This is a genomic window from Zeaxanthinibacter sp. PT1 (assembly GCF_028464225.1).
In the GTDB taxonomy this organism is placed as follows: domain Bacteria; phylum Bacteroidota; class Bacteroidia; order Flavobacteriales; family Flavobacteriaceae; genus Zeaxanthinibacter.
Map to the genome: position 1 here is coordinate 89,734 of NZ_JAQPCN010000007.1, position 20,856 is coordinate 110,589.

Consider the following 20,856-nt stretch of genomic DNA (forward strand, 5'->3'; position numbering starts at 1 on the left):
ATTATTAATTCTCTACAAATTCTCGAAATTGAGAATAAATGGTTTTTAAATCGAATGACTGAGCTCTCGCTAAACTCATTTTGGAATAATGAGATAGTCGGGATGGATTTTCTTTCAAGAAACTCATAGCCGAGACTAAAGCAGTCACATCATTATTATTTATTAAAATGCCATATTTTGCTTGATAAAAACTACCTGTTCCAATTTCTACCTCAGAACCTTCATTTAACAACTCTAAAGGTCCAGAAAGGCAGTTGGTGGAAATACAGGGTAAACCTGCACTCATGGCCTCTAATAACGCATTAGGGAAACCTTCAGTGAAGGAAGACAAAATAAATAAATCATTGTTTGCCAGGTGATTGTAAACGTCCTTTACTTTTCCTTCAAGTTTTACCTTAGGTTGTAAGCCAAATGAATCAATCAATTCTATTAAATGGTTTTTCAAAGGGCCCTCTCCCAAAATGCTAAAATAGAAATTGAAGCTTACTCTATGTAATGCTTTAATTATCATTTCTTGGTTTTTCCTGGTATTTAGGGTCCCTGCGGTAATTATCCTTAAAACCTGATTGGAGTTATTATAATCTCTAGAGATTAGTAAAGGCATTTCAATGGGGTTATAAATCACTTCCATTGGAATTTTTATTCCGAAATTTTCCTTCAAGTCTTGATTTATAAACACAGAATTCGAAAATAGTTTGTCACATCGATTATACAACAAAGGATAAAACATTTTAGCAGTGTAAAAAGATACTTTTGAAGTAGTATTATCCGACGGAAATCCTCGCTCACTAATTATGGTTTTAATCTCTGGGTTCCACATAGAAATTAATCCATTAACCAGATTAGGGTATGCCAGGAACGAGATAGCATATTTTATATTTCTTTTTCTCAACTCCTTGTTATACCTATACACAAATAGAGGAAGGGATAATGACATATTCGTAAAAGGGTCACTATTGCTAAGAATTACCTTATTTACTTTATCGGGTACAGGAAAGTGAACGACATCATAAAACAGGAATAGTGTTACATCGTAATCCTTTACTAACTCTTTTAATAGTAAACTAATGACCTTTTCTGCACCCCCGCTACTGAGCGTGATATTGAGAACACTTAATTTTTGTTTTTCCTTCATTATTCACCCTTATTAAGTTTTACTATCCTTCTGAAGAAATGCTCATATTCAGCTATAATTTTTTCACTTGAAAATTTAGAAAAAACTGATCGCGATACTGCATAGGGATCAAATTTGTCTAGTTTGTTTAAATAGGATACGAAATCAGCTTCATCATATGCGAGATATCCATTGACTCCAGATTCAATTATTTCCCTTGTTCCACCTGGACAATCGAACGCTATGACAGGGGTTCCAACTGCGCAACTCTCTAAAAGAGCATTTGGAAAACCTTCTGAATAGGATCCTTGGAGGAAGTAATCATTAGCATGTAAAATTTTCATTACCTCATTGGAGGTTCCCAGAAATTCAACACTTTCTTTGAGATTTAAAGCAGTACATAATTCATATAAATTATTCAATTCAGGACCATCACCGATAATGGTATATTTAAAATCAAATTTACATTTAGCCAATAATTTTAATATTCGTGAGTGTCCTTTAATCGGAACTAACCTGCCAACAGTAATGAACTTAGTAATTTGATCATTTTTAGAAGTTCTTAGTTCAGGGTTTAGTCGGAACTGGTTGGTAATCGGATTATTTATAATTTGAAGGCGTTTTCGGTCTATGTTGAACATTTCATTACAATCTTTGGCCATATCTTTTGACTGACAGATAACATAGTCCAAATTATTTAAGCCAATACGATTAACAAGATTAAAAATTAAATTCCCTTTTTTCTTTCCATAAAACTGGCTGATGGCAGCACTTATTGTTGCTTGACGTCCAACAAAGAGCGTCTTTGGCTGTAATAATGAAATCCAGCCCATTGCTATATTTAAATGAGTAATTGAACTCACAACTACATCCGGCTTATTATGGCGAATTAGTTTTTCAATACTCCAAATTGAAAAGATAACTCGTGATTTATTAAGCCATATTACATCAAGTTCATTTACTTGATAAGAAGAATTATTTCTAGAACTTAGAACTATTAATTTACAATTAAACTTTTTTTTATTTAAATTTTGAGATACATAGCTAATTATTCGTTCAGCGCCTCCCGCTTTAAGGGTAGGTATAAAAAAGAATATTTTAATTTTTTCCAATACTATAGTCTTTTGATAATGTGATAATAATACACTTATTAATCCAATTCAAATTGATACTTCAATAACAATGAATCGAACAATTTGTCATGGATTAACTCATTAGATCAGGAAATACATTAGAATTATGAAGTAAATGTGGTAGGGAGATTTAACCATGAACCAATCTTAAGATCCCAAGAAATTGGATCAAATTTTTTCAAACCTGCTGCAGGATGTAATGTCAATTCTCCGAAATAAACTTTGGAATTAACTTCATATAAATCCACTCTTACATATGTAAAGTCAATAGATAGAATTTGTGCTATACGCATCATTTCATTTAGAAGAGTAGGTTTATTAATAGCTATATTTTCTCGATGTGGTCTTTTTACAGGTAATAGTGTCCAATCAGGGGAAAAAAAGCTAATTTTTTCATCTATAAACCTATCTGTATGAACTTGAATCATCTTAACTTTCCCATGAAAGCAATGCAGTTTATAATCCGAAGGAATTTTATTATTCGAATCAGTTAATAATTTTTCAATAATTATTCTAGGTATTATGTTTTTATATTGCATTTCACGGTACCGGATGAAATAATTTTCCCGAAGTTGTTTGTTTAATTCAAATCTTATTTTTCTCCAATCAACAACGGATTTATCACGTATGATTATACCTCCTGCGCTACTATGATTTGTTTTTATTATTACAGGGTAATCAGGCAATGCAAATTGATTGATTTCGTTTACTGCTCTAGTTTCAAAAATCAAAGGGATCAGATAGCTGTCTCCTATTTTGCTTCTTACATATTCTCTTACTTTATACTTGTCAGAAGTAATTTCATGTAAGGGATTAAAGCCGTAGAGTTTTAACCAATTTATTTTTTCATTAAAAGTACGAGGATTTTGAAGATCTAAGGGATATCCATGAAATCTTTTGAACTGATGTTTTACATATATATCATGTGGGACATATTTAATTATACTTAAGTAAAGTTGGTACAAAGGGTTAAGTAAGTAATACCCAAAGTATGATTTCCTATAAAGATTGGATAATGTTTTCATAGGGCTTTAGTTATGGTGAAGTACTAGTAGCATTAGTTATTTAATTTTTAAAAGTTGTATTTTATATTAAAAATTTAATTTTTTCTCTATATTACTTATCTGACTCTCACCATGTTCGTGATATCTATGTAAATAAATTAATACCAAAACCATTAATATTGGATAATCCGCATTAAATATGAAATCATTATGAAAACTTATGTGAATGAAGTAACTGAATAAGAATAGCTTAAATATTAAAGAATATTTTGGTTTTAGTAAATTAATATTTCGCACTAGAAAGAAAACGAAAAAATAAAATAGAACATACCCTAATATGGTATAATGGAAGCCAATATTGATTAATCCATGATGGGTTGCTAAATATAGAACCTCGGTTCGACCGAAATAATAGAACATTTCCTTTCGAGCCTGTTGGTAATCTTCTGATGTTATTCCAAATGGGTGTTTGATTACAGTATACAATCCAGTTACCCACAAATAAGGCCTGCTGTCCGTTTGTCCTTCAGCATTCAGTTTGGTAACTCGAGAATTTCCTACGTTTCCAAAATTGTCATTAACTAATATGATTGCCATCAAAACGCCTATGGAACTTATAATAGCAAATTTGTACAAAGCATGCTTTCTGGTTGGTGCGAAAAAGAAATATGCCCCCACAATAAATACTTCAGCCAATAATAAAGAACGTGTTTGTGATAGAACTGATGCAATAAATAAGAGAACTAAAAAAACTATGTACCGTTTCTGTAGCCTACGATGGTACATATATAAAGCCAGGAAAAAAGAACTTAATGCGAAATAGGAGAATGATATCGTACTTGAAAATGGACCAGCTAACCTAAATCTATCTGCAAATTTGGGACTCGAGGCGTAGGTTGCTTCCATTGAGATTGTTTCATCAAGTCCTTCAGAATCTACGTGATCATATAAAACCCTTTTAATATCTGTCATTTGTGATGATATAGGAGATAAAGGATGTTGAAGGAATGCGAACATTAATATGATCAAATGCACAGTAAGAATTACATCGACGTAGAGTAAATTACTTTTTACAATCTTGTAAAAAAGATAAGAGTAAACAATAAATGAAATATTCTTGATAAAAAGCGTATAAACGAACTCGAATTCAAAATCTCCACTAATAGCTAATCTCAGGTTCATTATTAATTGCAGTAAGCCGAACGTGAAGATGAAAACGTTCCATTTTCTAAAAAATCTATTTGTTCTTAACTCATAAATGTAAGGTTTGATAAATATAAAAAATAGCAAAAACTCTAAGAGTCTATCGTAACTGATTCCAGCTATTTTGAATCTTATAAATACATTATTAATCCCCAGCAGGATCGCAATGAAAATATATAAAAGTCTTATGTTTTTGTCTGACATAAAATCTTATTTATAAATTCACCTAAGCCGTGGTTTTCTCTTACAAGTTCTAAACTTCTTTCACCGAATCTCATTAAAAGTTCTTTATCAAGTATTTTCAATAGTTTATCATCTAAATCTGAAAAATCAGGGTTGTAATGAAAAATCATTCCGTTTGAATTTTCATCAATATAACATTTAGTGCCATTACGGTCAGAACAAATTACAGGTAGACCACAGGCCATAGCTTCCAATATAGAAAAAGCTGCTGGCTCATCGTGGCTTGGTAAAATATACAAATCAGAATTCTTTAATAAATCAAGAACGCTAGAATGAGGAATATTAAAATGAAATACAATTTGCTCAGAATTATGAACTATTGTTTCACGTAAGGATTCTAAATATTTTTTATTCTGAGGCGAAATACATTCGGAAATTATATTAATTGAATTATGAGGATTGTCAAAAAAACTGATGCGGTATAGGCTCTGAACTAGTTCCTTAATATTTTTACGCTTTTGCATTTTAGCTATTGTCGTGATTCTAAAGCCTTTAGTATTTCTCCGTGATGAAATTATATCGCTTGAAATAAGTGGATCAATTACAAAGGGTATATAAGTAGTATTAGGTAATTGAGGTATATTACAATTCCCTAGAACAGGAGTATAATGTTTTACGCCGAGTCTCTTTAATACTTGAAAAGAAATATTACGCAAGAAGTTGGAATCTTGATGCAGTGGATTTTGTGTATAAAGAAAAATTTTCTTACGCAAAATTAGTCCTATAATTAAGTGTTGTATCGATATCAGTGGCTTTAAATTTCGAATTATTATAGTATCTGGATTTTTCTCAGAGTATAAACTAAATAATTGCCTTATTGAGGTTAAACTATAGTTACTAAGAATTTTTCTGTGATCCGAATTTTTAGGGTCTTTTCTTTTCAAAAACCATCTAATTAATCTTGATTGGATAGAATGAATAGGCTTAATATATTTGTGATTCTCCGAACCACCTTCATAGACAACCAAAAAATCAACGTGAATACCGTGCTTTATCAAATTTTTTATAAGGAAGTATTGATTTGTATGAAACCTGGGTGCAATGAACAAGATTCTATTATTATTCATAGTATTTTCTAAAGAATTTAAATTTCAGAATATAGTTGCTCAATGTAGAAGGAAGGGAGTTTAAAATTTGCGTAATCATATTCTTATTTGTTTCAGTAAATATTACTCCTTTTTTATGAAACAGGAATATTAACATCAGCGGTATATAAACCAAAATGCTGAGTAAAAATTGTATCCATATTGGATTATGGAATGCATAATTTATTATGATGGATATTATTAATAAAGGTAAATTGACCAGTACAGCAATTGTTATAATTTTTAAATATTCACTTCGAGAAAAATTTAATTTTTTGTACAATCTAAAGCTGACTTGAAAATAATTGAGTAAGGTCGCCAAAAAGACTCCTACAGCAACTCCAGAAATATCATAGTAATATCCTCCAATTGCACAGAGAGTTATCATCAAGGCGGCGAAAATAAATTGATAATAGGCACCTCTATAAATCAAGCCTATTGATTTAAGGTAAGATTTGTTAATCTTTGTGCCAAATCTAAAAGCTAATCCTAGTATTAGTAATCTAAGCGGTAGAACAACCGCTCCCCACTGATCACCTAATAATAGTTCCACAATTAATTCAGCATTTGCAAAGATCAATATACTAACAGGTATTAGACCTGCAAAACATAATGAAGTACTGAACAAATAGAAAGAGGATAGTTTCAAATGATCTTCTTGTCTTTTAGACAAGATTGGAAAAAGAACCTTATCAAATATTCCACCAAAGAAACTTGCAGGTATTGATAGTAATTGGAACGCCTTAGAATATAAGCCTAAAGCAGCGGTATTCATCATACGTCCAACAATTATATTATCGGCATTTTCAGCGAAATAGTTAAAGATACTTCCTAGTGTATGACCAGTACCAAAAAATAACAACTCAGAAATTTTTTCTTTATCGTATCGGAATGTTATTTTAGGGGGCTTAATAATTAATAAAAATATAGTTGAAATCAGGAGGCTTGCAAATTGTCCCAGAATTAATGACCAATAGCCATAATTAAGGTAGGCTAAAACTATAGAAATCAATCCTGTGCCAAAGGTATACGAACTCATTCCAATTTTTACCAGGACACTGTATTTCATCTCTCTGGTCAGCAAGGCGTACGATATGCTATTAAAACTTCTAATAGGGAAAAAGAGGGCGAAAAATTTAATTGCGGAATCTGCATTTTTTAAATTGAAAAAATCTGCTGCATGAGGTGCTGCAAGATAATAGAGTGCTCCAATGATTATTCCTATAATTAATGACAACGTATAGGCCAGCGAAATGTGCCTATGACTAAGCCCTGGAAGTTGCACAACTGCTGTGCCTATCCCCATTTGATTAAAAAGTTCTGAAAATGTAACGATGATCATAATAATTGCTACTACTCCAAATTCTTGTGGAGTTAGCAATCTTGATAAAACACCAATAACAATGATCTGTAACAGTATTTGAACAAATGAACCGCCAAAGTTCCAAATGAGTCCGGTAATACCGCTCTTAACTAAAGATTTTTTGTTTCGATCATTCATACTTCATTTTAACCTTCAAAAATTATTCATCACTTAAACCAACATTTATTTTTAAGCTTAATGGAATCCCTATTAGATAATTTCAGAGTATTTAATAAAATTTATATTAAGAATAAACTGAGACATTTTGAAGGGAATAAAAAAGCGCAAAGATTATAATATTAAAAGAATTTAAATCATAATTTTTCCATTTATATAGTGATGGAAACAACTTTTATATTTTATAGCGAGTATTTCATAATTAATTGTCTCAAAAAAAACAGTAATGTTTTTGTATCGAAAAAAAAGCAAAAAAGATATTTAATCGACTTTTTCTGTTAAAACTATCTTAAATATAAATCCTCTGTAATCCAAGTATAGGTGTCCGACCGTATAAATCGGTAAGAATAATTATTTGAGATCTCCTTACATAATTATTGGAAAAGCTTACAAAAATGCATTTCATCGAATAAAAGATGCTTTTAACGTTTATTATTGATTTATTAGGTATTTTTATTTTTCCGAATTTTACTAAGTCCCCATAATTTTTAATATTTAATAATTTACTTACTTATGAAATTTTTCCCCACTAGAATAGCTTCATTGCTATCTATTACTTGTGCAATATTCTTTATTTTCTCGTGTCAAAATGATCTTGATTTACTTCAAGAAGTAATCTTAAATGATCCGACATCTAAGGCAATCGAGGATCGAGATAAAAAGGAGAAACATAATAATAATGTTGAAAGTACTACCGATAATCAATTACAAGGTAATAGCGCTACTCCAGAGTATCATTTGATTTTGGATGAATTAAAATCTTTTCCATCCGCTTTTGGAGCTGGTAAATATGTGGAAGGAGGCAGAGGTCAGGAAGTTTATGAAGTTACCAATTTGAATGACTCTGGCCCAGGTTCATTTAGAGATGCTTTATCCGAAGGTAATAGAATAATAATTATTAAGGTAGAGGGAATTGTTCACCTTAAATCACAACTAGCCCCATCTTCAAGTGATAATATTACAATATGGGGTCAATTTGCCCCTGGTAGAGGGCTCACTATTAGTGACAATAGGATTGTCATAGAGAATGCATCCAATGTGATAATGCGCCATATGACTTTTCAAAACATGAAAATTGATGGTTATTCTGCGTTTGGCTTTCGTAATTTAAAACCAGGTGCGGGTATTTATGCTGACCATAACTCGTTCAGATATGGCAAAGACCAGACCTTTGATGTTGGGATGCGGCATTCTGATAATAGGGTTACAGCGTCATACAATATTATGGCTGAAACAGCCGACACTGGAAGTAGTGGCGGAATCTTCGGAGATTCTGGAAATGGATTGGTTAATGTCGGTGCATTAACATTTGCTAGAAATATGAGTTATAATTTAAGTCATAGATTTCCAAATTTATCCGGTGGCGAAATGAAGGTAGAACATTACAATAATTATATTGTTAATTGGTCTTCCAGATTAACTAGAACAAATGGCGGTGTTATGGTCGATTGGTTTAATAATTATTGTGATGAGGGAAATCGAGTGAAAAGTTCTTCAACTCCAATCAATAAAGCATCGTATCATCCAAATTTCCGAACATATACGGCGAATAATTATGTAGGAGGAATAAATGAAAATCCTTCAGAGAATCAAAAAGATCTTTGGGTATATTATAAAGATAATGTAGTGGCGAAAGATAACGAACCAATACTTAATCTACATTATAAAAACGCCCGTCAACACTTTTTCAATGATCCTAGTGATGGAATCTGGGATGTATATGAAGTTCCTCAAAGAGTTCGAGCAAGTGTAGGGCATAATAGGGGTATCAATGAAGATGGATCTCCTGGTTTTTTTCGTGATGATAAGGATGCTGATTATATATATAATGCAGCCTCGGGAAATACTGAAAGTCAATATAGAAGTTCTAATGAATGGGACTACTCATCTTTTACTGGCACTAATTTATATAAAGATTCAGATGGAGACCACATGCCTGATTGGTTTGAAAATCATCACCAACATTTAGATCCTAATCTTTATGACTCGGATAATGTTCATGAAAATTGGAGTTTCGGCTTATATGATGTTTCTAACTATGCTGGATATACTAATTTGGAAATGTGCGCCGAGTTTTACGCAGGAGGCTTCGAAAGTATGATTGATGGAATTAATGATCTTTAAAAGCCATAAATATATTTTTTGTTTTAAACTGGAGATATTTAAATATCTCCAGTTTAAATATCACGAATATTTTTTAAAGCCTTCCATTAACCAGATTGTTTGGGAGTATCCCTTTTACATCGTAAATTATTCCCTGGTCCTTGAGGAAAGACTTGAGGTCCAATTTTAGATATTCCTTATGTGCTACAGACAATACAATGGCATCATAGGATTCAGTTGAAGGTTCCTCTCTTGTTGTTTTAAGACCATATTCATGCTCTACTTCTGATGGAGAAGCCCATGGGTCATAAATCGTTACGTCTGCACCATAACTCATTAAGTTACGAATAACGTCTACTGCTTTAGTATTTCTGACATCAGGACAATTTTCTTTAAAAGTGATCCCCAGGACCAGGATTTTAGAACCTTTGACACGAATGTCCTTTTGAACCATTAATTTTATAACCTCTCCAGCTACATATTTACCCATCCCGTCATTCATTCTTCTTCCTGCCAAGATGATTTCAGGGTGATAGCCAAATTCCTGTGCTTTTTGTGCCAGGTAATAGGGGTCAACACCGATACAGTGTCCACCTACCAAACCGGGGGTGAAAGGAAGGAAATTCCATTTTGTACCCGCAGCTTTTAAAACTTCCTGGGTATCAATATTCATCAGGTTAAAGATTTTAGCCAGCTCATTTACGAAGGCGATATTAATATCGCGCTGTGAGTTTTCTATGACCTTTGCTGCCTCCGCCACTTTGATGCTGGGTGCCAAATGGGTACCCGCAGTAATAATAGACGCATAAAGCTGGTTCACTTTCTCTCCTACTTCCGGGGTAGAGCCTGAGGTTACCTTAAGAATCTTTTCAACGGTATGTTCCTTGTCTCCCGGGTTGATTCTTTCTGGTGAATATCCGACAAAGAAATCCTGGTTGAATTTTAATCCGCTGTGTTTTTCCAGTACCGGTACACATTCATCTTCTGTTACACCGGGATAAACCGTAGACTCGTAGATCACGGTATCTCCTTTTTTTAGGACCTTGGCAATGGTTTCGCTGGCCTTATATAAAGGTGTAAGTATGGGTCTGTTTGTATGGTCCACTGGTGTTGGTACTGTCACAACATAGTAATTGCAGCCTTCCAGGACATCTAAATCGCTGGTACATATTAATCCTTTGGTCTGGTTTTCATTAAATTGGCTTACGAGAACTTGCTGGAGTACGGAATCTTCAACTTCCAGGGTGCTGTCTTTACCGGATTGAAGCTCTTTTACTCTTGCCTCGTTTATGTCAAAACCGATTACAGGATATTTAGTGGCAAATAAACGAGCCAGTGGAAGACCGACATATCCAAGGCCTATAATTCCAATTTTATCTTTCATTTTTATTAGGTGTTATATAATCTATCGTTAATTTAAATTTTTCCAGTACCAGGCAACAGCTTCTTTCAGGCCTTCTCGCATATTGTACTGCGGATCATAACCAAGATTGCTTTTGGCTTTATCAATGGAGGCAAGAGAATGGGGGACATCTCCCGGGCGCTCAGGTCCATATATAACTTCTACATCTTTTATATCCCCATCATACGCTGATAAATATTCTTTCAGCAGGGATACCAGTTCATTAAGATCGGTTCTTTCGCCATATGCCACATTGTAAACGGTATTCACGGCTTCGGGCTTATTCGCAATCAAGGCTTTTATATTTGCTTCTACTACGTTGTCTATGTAGGTAAAATCCCTGGAATAACTCCCATCTCCATTTATGGTTGGCGAGTTGTGATTGATCAGCTGGATAACAAATTTAGGTATGACGGCGGCATACGCCCCGTTAGGATCCTGATTTCTTCCAAAGACGTTAAAATACCTAAGGCCAATGGTTTCAACGCCATAAGTCTTAGAAAATACATCGGCATATAACTCGTTCACATATTTGGTTACAGCATAGGGTGAGAGCGGCCTACCGATGACATCTTCCCGTTTTGGCATTGATGTGGAGTCTCCGTATGTGGAGGAGCTTGCCGCATAAACAAACCTTTTTACCGAAGCATCTTTTGCAGCCGATAACATATTCAGGAAGCCCGAAACGTTCACTTCATTGCTTGTAATAGGATCGTTTATAGAGCGTGGAACTGAGCCTAGAGCGGCTTGGTGAAGGACATAGTCGACTCCTTGGGTTGCTTTCTGACAAGTTTCCAGGTCCCTGATATCTCCCTCAATTAAAGTAAATTTCGGATGATCTTTAATTTCATCTAAATTCTGTCTTTTGCCTGTGGCGAAATTGTCAAGGCATCTTACAGAATTACCATTCTCCAGTAGGGCCTTACATAAATTAGACCCGATGAATCCAGCTCCGCCGGTTACGAGAACGGTGAATGAAGAATTTAGAATATTGTTGATTTGATACATTTATTGTTCTTTAATAGCGCGGAAAAGATTTCCTCTTCGGCGCTGCAAATTAATGGAATAAAAACAGAAACTGTTAACCATTTCAGCTATATGGTTATCCTTTTTGGTTATTCGGCAATGAGTAATTTAGTTTTGGGGCAAATCCGAGCTAAGTTCATGGGGAATCGGGAGATTCTAATAATTTGTCCAAAGCATATTCTGACAGGATCTCGTGACCACCTTCAAAGATAGTCAGTTCAATGTTTTCATGTGATCTGAACAGGAAGATCTCTCGTTGTCCGATTTGCCCTAAATTTGCCGGGAGCTTTTCCCTGCTTGATAAATTCGTGATCTCTTGCTTTCTTACGTACCTGCTTGAATCGGTAACCTGCCTGTCGGCCAATAGTTTGTTGTAAAAATTAATAGAGTGAATATAAGGTACGCTTCCAGTGGTCCCGTCTTCTATACCTGCATACAGATATAATTTTGAAGCTTTTGATGTATGGGTATCTGATGGAAAAAAGAGAGGCGACCTTAACCTTGCTGCCCGGCTGTCCAATCGGTTGCTGGTTTGCCCGGTACAATCTATTATATCCTTATGATAGGAATTGTTTCGCTCCAAGCTTTCGTAATACCATTGCTCTAAATCCGTGATGGAAGCCCATGCTGAAAATTTAGCGACAGGTAATTGTGATTTCATGTACATGCAAAGTGCGGTATAGCCCCCTCCGCTAGCTCCGACCACATAGATTTTGGCAGTATCAACCTGCGCTTCTGCAATGGCGAATTTAATGGCCGATTCTATGTTGTCAATGACCTTAGAACTGCAACAAGCGTCCTGATGATTATTGGGTCCCTGAAAATCCGGGTGAATGTAATTTATATTTTTATCCTTACTCAATAAAGCGAGACGGTCTGCCTGGGTATAGTCACCACTCCAGGAGTGCAGGCTAACAATCAAGGGCTTGGCTTTTTTACTCGTGCTCTTGTAAAAATATGCAGACTGAGATTCTCCCTCGATGTGCGGACTTATAACTACCTCTTTAAACTCCGAGGGCCAATCCCTATTTGAATCCTTCAATAAAGAATTCGATATATTCTTAATACAGATTGATCCTGGGAAAAAAAATAGGAGTACTGCCAGAATTAATAGGAGTGCAGAACATAGTGCAAAAAATTTTGTGCTTTTTCTGAGTTTCATCAGGTTGAGGTCAAGGATTTTCCCCTAAAGGTGTGGATTGATGACTCCTAAACTTCGCAGGGAGTTGTCAATAATTTCCGTATACCTGCGAGCTCCCTTATAATTTAAATGATCTAAGTCTGCAAAGAATTTTTCAGGGAAATCTAATTCAGCATGGTTTATTAATATTGCCTCAGGCAATTCATTTTCTGCAAAAATTTTATAGTAATCCTTTACAGGGCTATAATATTCTGCCTCAATAGGGTGTATCGGGGTGTGAAGTAATATAAGGTTTAGATTATTACGTTCACAATATTCATAAATTCTTTTCAAATATATCTTTTGATACTCCGATTTAGAACTGTTCTCACTTAAGGCGGGTCTTCCTTTATTGTATTTTATAGCTTCTTCCAGTTTAACTCTTTCCAGATGTTTATATCCTCCCAAATAGGAATATCCCTTTAGTACGGCGTTGATGTTATAAAAGATAGTCTGTGGCGTGAATTTAATCACCCCCCAGGGATTGAATTGTAGTAATTCAAAATAATCTTGAAAATTAAATAGTAAAAAGTGATTTCTTAATTTGTACTTCAGTTTAGATTCACCAACTAACCAATCATCCATATTTTTTTCCAGGTCATGATATGAGTATCCCAGTATAACATTTCGAATTTGAGGATTTCGTGCGGTGAGTTCCCTGAGTTTTAGATAATCATAATAATACGCAGTGCCGCTTTGTGCTAGGTTTACTACTGTTGGGATTTCATCGTCATTAATGGCACACTCTGGGTGCGAGTTCCCTAAGATTACCGTGCGGGTATGTTTTGGTAGCTCAAAAGGAAATAATAGATGACCAATATAATTGCTTGCTATTGTAAGCAAACTTAGACTACCAAGTAAGACAATTGAGAAGATTAAACAATTTGAGATAAAACTTTTCATATTAGAACTGGAAATAGATGAATTGTTGTTGTGAGCCCCCGAAAGTTCCAATTAAGAGGATTATTCCGATATATATACTCCATCGGATACTACGGTTAGTTCGGCTGAGCCGATTAAACTCTAAGGCATGAGCTTTACTTCTTTGTGACCATTCAAAAAGAACGAAAAAACCAATCAGTAAAAGAGTAGGCCATGGTAATATTGCTGGTTTCTCCACCAGGGATGCGGAGAGTAATCCACCGATATAACGAAATGCATGTGAAAGATGCTCTGCCCTGAAGAAAATCCAAGCCAATACCGTTAAAGAAAAGGTTAATGTAATTTTCAGAAATTCTGAGAATGTAGGAAAAAGACGGCCTTCCGCTGTAGCATCTAAGTGATTCCTATTCTGATTGGTGAGTAACAATGGCAAAAAATAAACGGCATTTAAAGCTCCCCAAAATATAAATGTCCAGTTGGCACCATGCCAGAAGCCACTTATTATAAAAATTATAAAGGTGTTACGCACTTTCATCCAGGTACCACCTCGACTACCTCCTAACGGGATATACAGGTAATCCCTAAACCAGGTAGAAAGAGATATGTGCCACCTTCTCCAGAATTCGGCAATATCTCTTGAGAAGTATGGGTATGCAAAATTTCTCATCAGGTCAAATCCAAACAGCCTTGCCGTACCGATTGCTATGTCTGAATAACCCGAAAAATCTCCATAGATCTGGAATGTGAAAAATAGTGCCCCCAGGAAAAGTGTGCTTCCCCCGTATATTTCAGAATTATTAAAAATGAGGTTGGCGTATTCTGCGCAATTGTCCGCAATTACTACTTTCTTAAATAATCCCCACAGGATTTGTCGCATCCCGTCTACTGCTAACGGGTAATTGAATTTTCTTTTAGTATAAAATTGGGGTAATAGATTGGTAGCTCTTTCGATGGGCCCAGCAACTAATTGGGGGAAAAATGAAACGAATGCGGCAAAATCTACTAGGTTTTTAGTAGGGGTCAATTGGCGCCTGTATATATCTATAGTATAACTAAGTGTTTGAAAAGTATAGAAACTTATACCAACTGGTAAAATTATATTAAGGCTATTGGCATTTAATTCATAACCGGCAATTGAAAAGGCCGACCTGAAATTTTCCAGGAAGAAATTATAATATTTGAAAAAACCAAGAAAACCGAGGTTTACTATGATGCTTATACCTAGCAGAGTTTTTCTTCTGGTATCAGATTTTTCAGAACTTATGGCTAATCCTATGCCGAAATCGACCAAGGTGCTGAATACTATTAATGAAAGAAAACGCCAATCCCACCAGCCGTAAAAAATATAACTTGCGGCCAGAAGCAGTAAATTTTGTAATCTTAAGTTGCCTTGGAAAACGAACCAATACAGGATAAATACAATAGGTAGAAATATAGCAAAATCTAAGGAATTAAAAAGCATAGATCGGGTAAATCTAGAATTAATAATTAATTATTATATAACCTAATGGTTAAATATAATTTATTCCATACGGACCAATTCTTATTTAAATATTGTAATAAGATTTATACCAGTTAACAAAAGATTGAATACCTACTTTTACATCGGTATCCGGTTTATACCCATAATCTTTTATTAGATCTTCTACGTCTGCCCAGGTACGCTCCACATCACCAGGCTGAATGGGCATTAATTTCTTTTCTGCCTTTTTACCCACACTATTTTCTATGGCCTCTATAAAGTCCATTAGTTTTACCGAATTATTATTCCCAATGTTATAAACTTGGTATAATTGATCCGATTCATGCCGAGAGTTGACCTCTCCTTCAACAATTTTTGAGATCCCGTTTACAATATCATCGATATAAGTAAAATCCCTTTCCATTTTACCGTGGTTAAAGACCTGGATTGGCTCTCCCTTGATTATAGCGTCCGTGAATAAGAACAATGCCATATCTGGTCTTCCCCATGGCCCATAAACGGTAAAAAATCGTAAGCCGGTAGTAGGGATTTTGAACAGATGACTATAGGTATGAGCCATTAATTCATTACTCTTTTTAGAGGCTGCATACAAGCTGATTGGATGATCCACAGAATCAGAAACCTTAAATGGCACCTCCTTATTTAATCCGTATACACTGGAGCTACTGGCGTAAACAAGGTGTTTAACCTTTTGATGCCTACAACACTCGAGGATATTTAAGTACCCAACAATATTACTGTCAATATAAGACTCGGGGTTCTCCAGGCTGTAGCGGACACCTGCCTGCGCAGCTAAATGACAAACCACGTCAAAATTCTTTTCTCTGAATAGTTTCGGCAAAGATTCACGATCTTCTAAATTCATTCGGACAAATGAAAATCTATCATTAGTTGAAGACCGACTTTCTTTCAAATACTCTGTTGCATCTTCCTCGGCTATACCTAATTCTTTAAGTCGGTCAAATTTAAGCTGAGTGGAATAGTAGTCATTTATATTATCCAAACCTGTTATTTCATGGCCGTGTTGCAAAAGTTGTTGTGCTACATGGAAGCCGATAAAACCGGCAGCCCCTGTTACTAATATTTTCATTTTACGCGCTTTTTAATGCCTTTTTTTCTTGTCCAAAGCAGGATTTATAATCCTTTACCTCAAATTGCAAATAAAACCCAAATCAAATTACAGTTAGAAATCAAGGACTGGGTCGTGAATTTACAAAGAGTGCCAAGGCGGCAAAGCTAATAAATCTTCTGGACTGCATTGGGGCATAATTGTCTCTAATCGATGATATGTTAACTTTTCCGATTTCTGGCTTGCAGTGTCATTATATAATTATCATGATCATATTGGATGAAACAGATTGTTTGTGTTAAAGAGTACATAAGTTTTAAAATTACGCTCTAATATTGCCCACTGAAACATATTCTGACTATTTTAAATTTGAGGAAGATTGTTTCTAATTGGCTAAAAAGATTTCCCCTTGACCGAAGATTAATGCGGATTAAACGAATTGATCGATAGAAGTAAGGCGTATAGGTCGGTTTTAGCTATTTTTACAGGAGTTTACATTAAGCAGTATAAGACTTTGATTACAAAAACTAAAATATGGCTTTCCTCTCCCCATATGGGGCATTCGGAAGAATCGTATGTAAAGGAAGCATTTGACACTAATTGGGTGGCTCCCCTTGGTCCCAATGTCAATAAATTTGAGCAATCGATAAGTGCCTATCTGGGTGGAGAGAAACATGTAGCTGCATTGAGCTCAGGAACGGCTGCAATTCACCTGGCTTTAGAGATTCTTGGCGTCGACCAAGGTGACGAAGTGATCTGTCAGAGTTTGACGTTTTCAGCTTCCGCTAACCCTATTTGCTATCTTGGTGCTAAACCTGTATTTGTAGATAGTGAGAGGGATACCTGGAATATCTGCCCGGAATTATTGGAACAAGCAATAGAGGATCGAATTGAACTAGGGAAGAAGCCAAAGGCAATCATTGCAGTGCACCTTTACGGGATGCCTTATAAGGCAGATGAATTAAATAAAATATCACATAACTACGATATTCCTATTATCGAGGATAGTGCAGAAGCATTAGGCAGTATTTATAAGAAAAATAAATGTAGTACCTTAGGGAAGCTTGGGATACTTTCATTTAATGGGAACAAGATCATAACTACTTCAGGTGGTGGGGCTCTAGTTAGCCATAATTTACAGCACAAGGAGAAAGCGGTTTATCTTGCCACGCAGGCCCGTGATGATGCTCCTCATTACCAGCATTCGGTTATTGGATACAATTACAGGATGAGTAATGTTCTTGCAGGAATCGGCCGGGGTCAAATGGAAGTATTGGATGAACGTGTGAAGTCACGTAGAGCTAATTTTGACTATTACAGAAGTGTCTTGAAAAGCACTGGATTAGAGTTTCTCCCAGAACCAGAAGGATCTATATCTAACAGGTGGCTCAGCTGTATTTTAACCGATTCTTATGATACCAGGGAAGCGATACGCAATGGGCTTTTATCAGAAGATATAGAATCCCGCCCGTTGTGGAAACCGATGCACTTACAACCTGTGTTTAAAAAATTTCCGAATTACATCAACGGGGTGTCTGAAGATCTCTTCGCTAGGGGGTTATGCCTGCCAAGTGGTTCTAATTTGCAACCTGAAGATTTAGAGCGAGTTGCATCAAATATCTTAAAAATCGTGTCATGATCAAAGATTACTTAGTAAACAATGCTCATCGATATGCTTCAAAATGGCTGGTTTTGGCTATTGATGTCATCCTGGTATTTTTTTCATTTATTCTTTCCTACTTCATCAGGTTTAACCTGACATTCAATTTTGATACGGAAAGACTTTTCCTTCAGTTGCCGATTGTATGTGGCCTGGCTCTTTTATCATTCATCATCACAGGATCTTATAAAGGCGTGGTAAGGCACACGGGGGTAAGGGATGTATATAATATTTTTAACGCTATTTGCCTGTCTAGTATCCTGGCCATTTTCATGGTAATCGTCAATCGCCAATTAGGTGTTATGGAAGATTTCACCATTCCACTGTCGATTATCATTATCCATAGCTTAATTGCATTCATTACGATGACTGCATCGCGGTACGTGTTCAAGACCGCATATTACAACATGGTTAAGAAATTCAAGATCACTAAGAATGTGATGATCTATGGTGCAGGTGAAGCGGGAATACTTACCTATAATGCGCTCACGAATCATACTGCCAGTAATGCGCGAGTGATCGGTTATATCGATGATGACAATAACAAGGTAGGGAAGAGAATCAACGGTGTTCGCGTTTACAGTAAGGAAGAAATAACGGGCCTGTTTATACAGCGCTCTGAGATTGCTGAGATTATTGTATCTATTAATAATATACATCATAGTCGTTTACGAAAGATAGTAGAGAGCCTGATGGATTACCAGGTACAGGTTAAAATAGTACCTCCCGTAGAAGACTGGATTAACGGGGAATTGAAAGTTTCCCAGATAAAACAGGTACAGATTGAAGACTTGCTTAACCGGGTTCCTATCAATATTAAACAATCCAAGGTTTCAGAAGAATTAAAAGACCAGGTTATCATGGTAACCGGGGGTGCAGGTTCAATAGGAAGTGAGATCGTCAGGCAGATAGCTATTTACCACTATAAGTCACTGATAGTTATAGACCAGGCAGAATCTGCTCTTTACGATCTGCAACAAGAGCTTAAGCAGAATGGGTTCCACAATTTTATCCCAATAGTGGCGGATATTCGTGATAAGAACAGGATGAATACATATTTCCAGGAATATAAACCTGATATGGTATTTCATGCTGCGGCCTATAAACACGTACCCCTCATGGAGTATAACGCTTATGAGGCTATCAAGATAAATGTGGCGGGAACTAAAATGCTGGTGGATCTTTCCATAAATCATAATGTCGATAAATTCATTTTTGTATCGACGGATAAAGCTGTTAATCCTACGAATGTGATGGGCGCAACTAAACGCATTGCAGAAATGTATATCAGTTGTATGCATCAGGAAAACAAGACCAAATTCATTACTACACGGTTTGGGAATGTGTTAGGGTCTAATGGTTCTGTGATCCCCCTGTTTAAAAAACAGATCGAAAAAGGTGGGCCGCTGACAGTAACCCATAAAGATATAACCAGGTATTTTATGACGATACCGGAAGCGTCTCAGCTGGTTCTTGAAGCAGCTGCGATGGGTAAAGGGGGAGAAATATTCATCTTTGATATGGGTGAATCTGTAAAGATATTTGACCTGGCTAAGAATATGATCAAGTTATCTGGTCTTCGTTATCCGGAAGATATAGATATAGAAATTACCGGCCTGCGACCGGGAGAGAAATTATACGAGGAACTTTTAGCCAATGGTGAGAATACGCTTCCCACATATCACAAAAAGATAATGATTAGTAAAGTAAGGGAGTTAAATTATGCAGAGGTAAGGTCAAAGATCGATGAGCTTTGCGTCTCCAACATGTTCTTCAACGGTGATACGGTGAAGCTGATGAAACAGATTGTACCCGAATACGTTTCCAATAATTCGGATCACAGTAAATCGGATAAACCATCTATACAAAGTTCCAAAATTGAAGGAGAAAAGAAAATATATCATTCCTAAAATTTTGATTAATATTGTGAACAAATTTTAATACTATGCGGTCCTACTATAGATTTATTAAACCTGCAATTTTATTGCTTTTTGTGGGGTTATTTTTTATATCATGTGCTTCGAAGAAAGAAGTAGTGTATTTCCAGGATGCAGGTGATTTTGAATCACTTGTGGATAAGAAACAATTTACTCCCAAGTTTAAGGTAGATGATCTGGTGAGTATTCATGTCTCCACCCTTAATTCTGAAGCAAGCGCACCCTTTAATTTATTTCGTGGTGCTGTAGAAGGGGGAATGCGACCTGAACAAGTCGATTATTTAGTAGATGAATCTGGAGAAATTGATTTTCCGGTTATTGGAAAGATCAAAATAGCCGGACTTTCTCCGGAAGAAGTCCGCTTGTTGCTTCGAGATCGATTGTCAGAATACCTTAAGGATCCAATCATTAACATAAGATTAAAAAACTTTTCCGTCACTGTTTGAGGAGAAGTTAATCGTCCCGGGACATATCTGGTCACGGGAGAACAGATTACTATATTAGAAGCGGTCGGACTTGCTGGGGATCTTACCATCAAGGGGCAACGGAAAAATGTATTAGTAATTCGGGATTTTGATGGAACTAAAGTTTATTCCAGAATCGACTTGACAGAAAAAGATGCTCTGAATTCTCCTGTTTATTATTTAACACAGAATGATGTCGTGTATGTAGAGCCGAACCGAAGTGCGGTTTCTGCTTCCCAGTTAGATAACAGGGCTTCAATTGGTATTTCTATTGCATCATTACTGATTACGTCAACTATTCTTATCCTCACAAGAACCAATTAATTCA

The 20,856-nt window shown here is 35.6% G+C and carries 16 protein-coding genes and 1 pseudogene; 5 read left to right on the forward strand and 12 right to left on the reverse strand.

What is annotated here, in order from left to right; translation table 11 throughout:
• Positions 1-4: 4 nt before the first annotated feature.
• The 6 genes from PP178_RS14520 to PP178_RS14545 form a co-directional block, all read right to left on the reverse strand.
• A complete protein-coding gene (locus PP178_RS14520; protein ID WP_272595083.1) occupies positions 5-1,135 on the reverse strand; it encodes a glycosyltransferase in 1,131 nt (376 codons plus the stop codon).
• Positions 1,135-2,226, reverse strand: a complete 1,092-nt coding sequence (locus tag PP178_RS14525) for a glycosyltransferase (RefSeq protein WP_272595084.1) — start codon at positions 2,224-2,226, stop codon at positions 1,135-1,137. Before PP178_RS14525 ends, PP178_RS14520 begins: the two co-directional genes overlap by 1 nt.
• Before the next feature lie 125 nt (positions 2,227-2,351).
• Positions 2,352-3,272 carry an ATP-grasp fold amidoligase family protein gene (locus PP178_RS14530; RefSeq protein WP_272595085.1) on the reverse strand — a complete coding sequence of 307 codons (921 nt, stop codon included), beginning with the start codon at positions 3,270-3,272 and terminating at the stop codon, positions 2,352-2,354.
• A 66-nt stretch (positions 3,273-3,338) separates the two neighbouring features.
• Positions 3,339-4,223, reverse strand: a complete 885-nt coding sequence (locus tag PP178_RS14535) for an O-antigen ligase family protein (RefSeq protein WP_272595086.1) — start codon at positions 4,221-4,223, stop codon at positions 3,339-3,341.
• 416 nt (positions 4,224-4,639) lie between these two features.
• On the reverse strand, positions 4,640-5,764 hold the full coding sequence (locus PP178_RS14540) for a glycosyltransferase family 4 protein (RefSeq protein WP_272595087.1): 1,125 nt from the start codon (positions 5,762-5,764) through the stop codon (positions 4,640-4,642).
• Positions 5,757-7,283, reverse strand: coding sequence for a lipopolysaccharide biosynthesis protein (locus tag PP178_RS14545; RefSeq protein WP_272595088.1), 1,527 nt, complete (start codon positions 7,281-7,283; stop codon positions 5,757-5,759). The genes PP178_RS14540 and PP178_RS14545 overlap by 8 nt, the downstream gene beginning before the upstream one ends.
• Before the next feature lie 552 nt (positions 7,284-7,835).
• On the opposite strand from PP178_RS14545, the gene PP178_RS14550 reads away from it, so the two are divergent.
• A complete protein-coding gene (locus PP178_RS14550; protein ID WP_272595089.1) occupies positions 7,836-9,446 on the forward strand; it encodes a hypothetical protein in 1,611 nt (536 codons plus the stop codon).
• A 73-nt stretch (positions 9,447-9,519) separates the two neighbouring features.
• Here PP178_RS14550 and PP178_RS14555 read toward each other — a convergent pair whose 3' ends face one another.
• The 6 genes from PP178_RS14555 to PP178_RS14580 all read right to left on the reverse strand — a co-directional run bounded on the left by PP178_RS14555 (position 9,520) and on the right by PP178_RS14580 (position 16,488).
• Positions 9,520-10,809 (reverse strand): nucleotide sugar dehydrogenase, encoded by a 1,290-nt coding sequence (locus PP178_RS14555; protein ID WP_272595090.1) that lies wholly within the window; start codon positions 10,807-10,809, stop codon positions 9,520-9,522.
• Positions 10,810-10,836: 27 nt separating this feature from the next.
• A complete protein-coding gene (locus tag PP178_RS14560; RefSeq protein WP_272595091.1) occupies positions 10,837-11,835 on the reverse strand; it encodes an SDR family oxidoreductase in 999 nt (332 codons plus the stop codon).
• Positions 11,836-11,989: 154 nt separating this feature from the next.
• A complete protein-coding gene (locus PP178_RS14565) occupies positions 11,990-12,895 on the reverse strand; it encodes an alpha/beta hydrolase family protein (protein ID WP_272595092.1) in 906 nt (301 codons plus the stop codon).
• Positions 12,896-13,039: 144 nt separating this feature from the next.
• A complete protein-coding gene (locus PP178_RS14570; protein WP_272595093.1) occupies positions 13,040-13,936 on the reverse strand; it encodes a hypothetical protein in 897 nt (298 codons plus the stop codon).
• 1 nt (position 13,937) lies between these two features.
• Complete coding sequence (locus PP178_RS14575; protein WP_272595094.1) at positions 13,938-15,377, reverse strand: MBOAT family O-acyltransferase; 1,440 nt, start codon at positions 15,375-15,377, stop codon at positions 13,938-13,940.
• 85 nt (positions 15,378-15,462) lie between these two features.
• A complete protein-coding gene (locus PP178_RS14580; RefSeq protein WP_272595095.1) occupies positions 15,463-16,488 on the reverse strand; it encodes an NAD-dependent epimerase in 1,026 nt (341 codons plus the stop codon).
• A gap of 532 nt (positions 16,489-17,020) precedes the next feature.
• Here PP178_RS14580 and PP178_RS14585 point away from each other — a divergent pair.
• The 4 genes and pseudogenes from PP178_RS14585 to PP178_RS14765 form a co-directional block, all read left to right on the forward strand.
• Positions 17,021-18,106 (forward strand): DegT/DnrJ/EryC1/StrS family aminotransferase, encoded by a 1,086-nt coding sequence (locus PP178_RS14585; RefSeq protein ID WP_272595103.1) that lies wholly within the window; start codon positions 17,021-17,023, stop codon positions 18,104-18,106.
• Complete coding sequence (locus PP178_RS14590) at positions 18,103-20,037, forward strand: polysaccharide biosynthesis protein (protein ID WP_272595096.1); 1,935 nt, start codon at positions 18,103-18,105, stop codon at positions 20,035-20,037. The genes PP178_RS14585 and PP178_RS14590 overlap by 4 nt, the downstream gene beginning before the upstream one ends.
• 35 nt (positions 20,038-20,072) lie before the next feature.
• Entirely contained in the window at positions 20,073-20,510 is a 438-nt protein-coding gene (locus PP178_RS14760; RefSeq protein WP_336298550.1) for a polysaccharide biosynthesis/export family protein, read from the forward strand.
• A gap of 12 nt (positions 20,511-20,522) precedes the next feature.
• Positions 20,523-20,852: pseudogene (locus PP178_RS14765) on the forward strand (polysaccharide biosynthesis/export family protein); the annotation flags it as partial.
• Between the last annotated feature and the right edge of the window lie 4 nt (positions 20,853-20,856).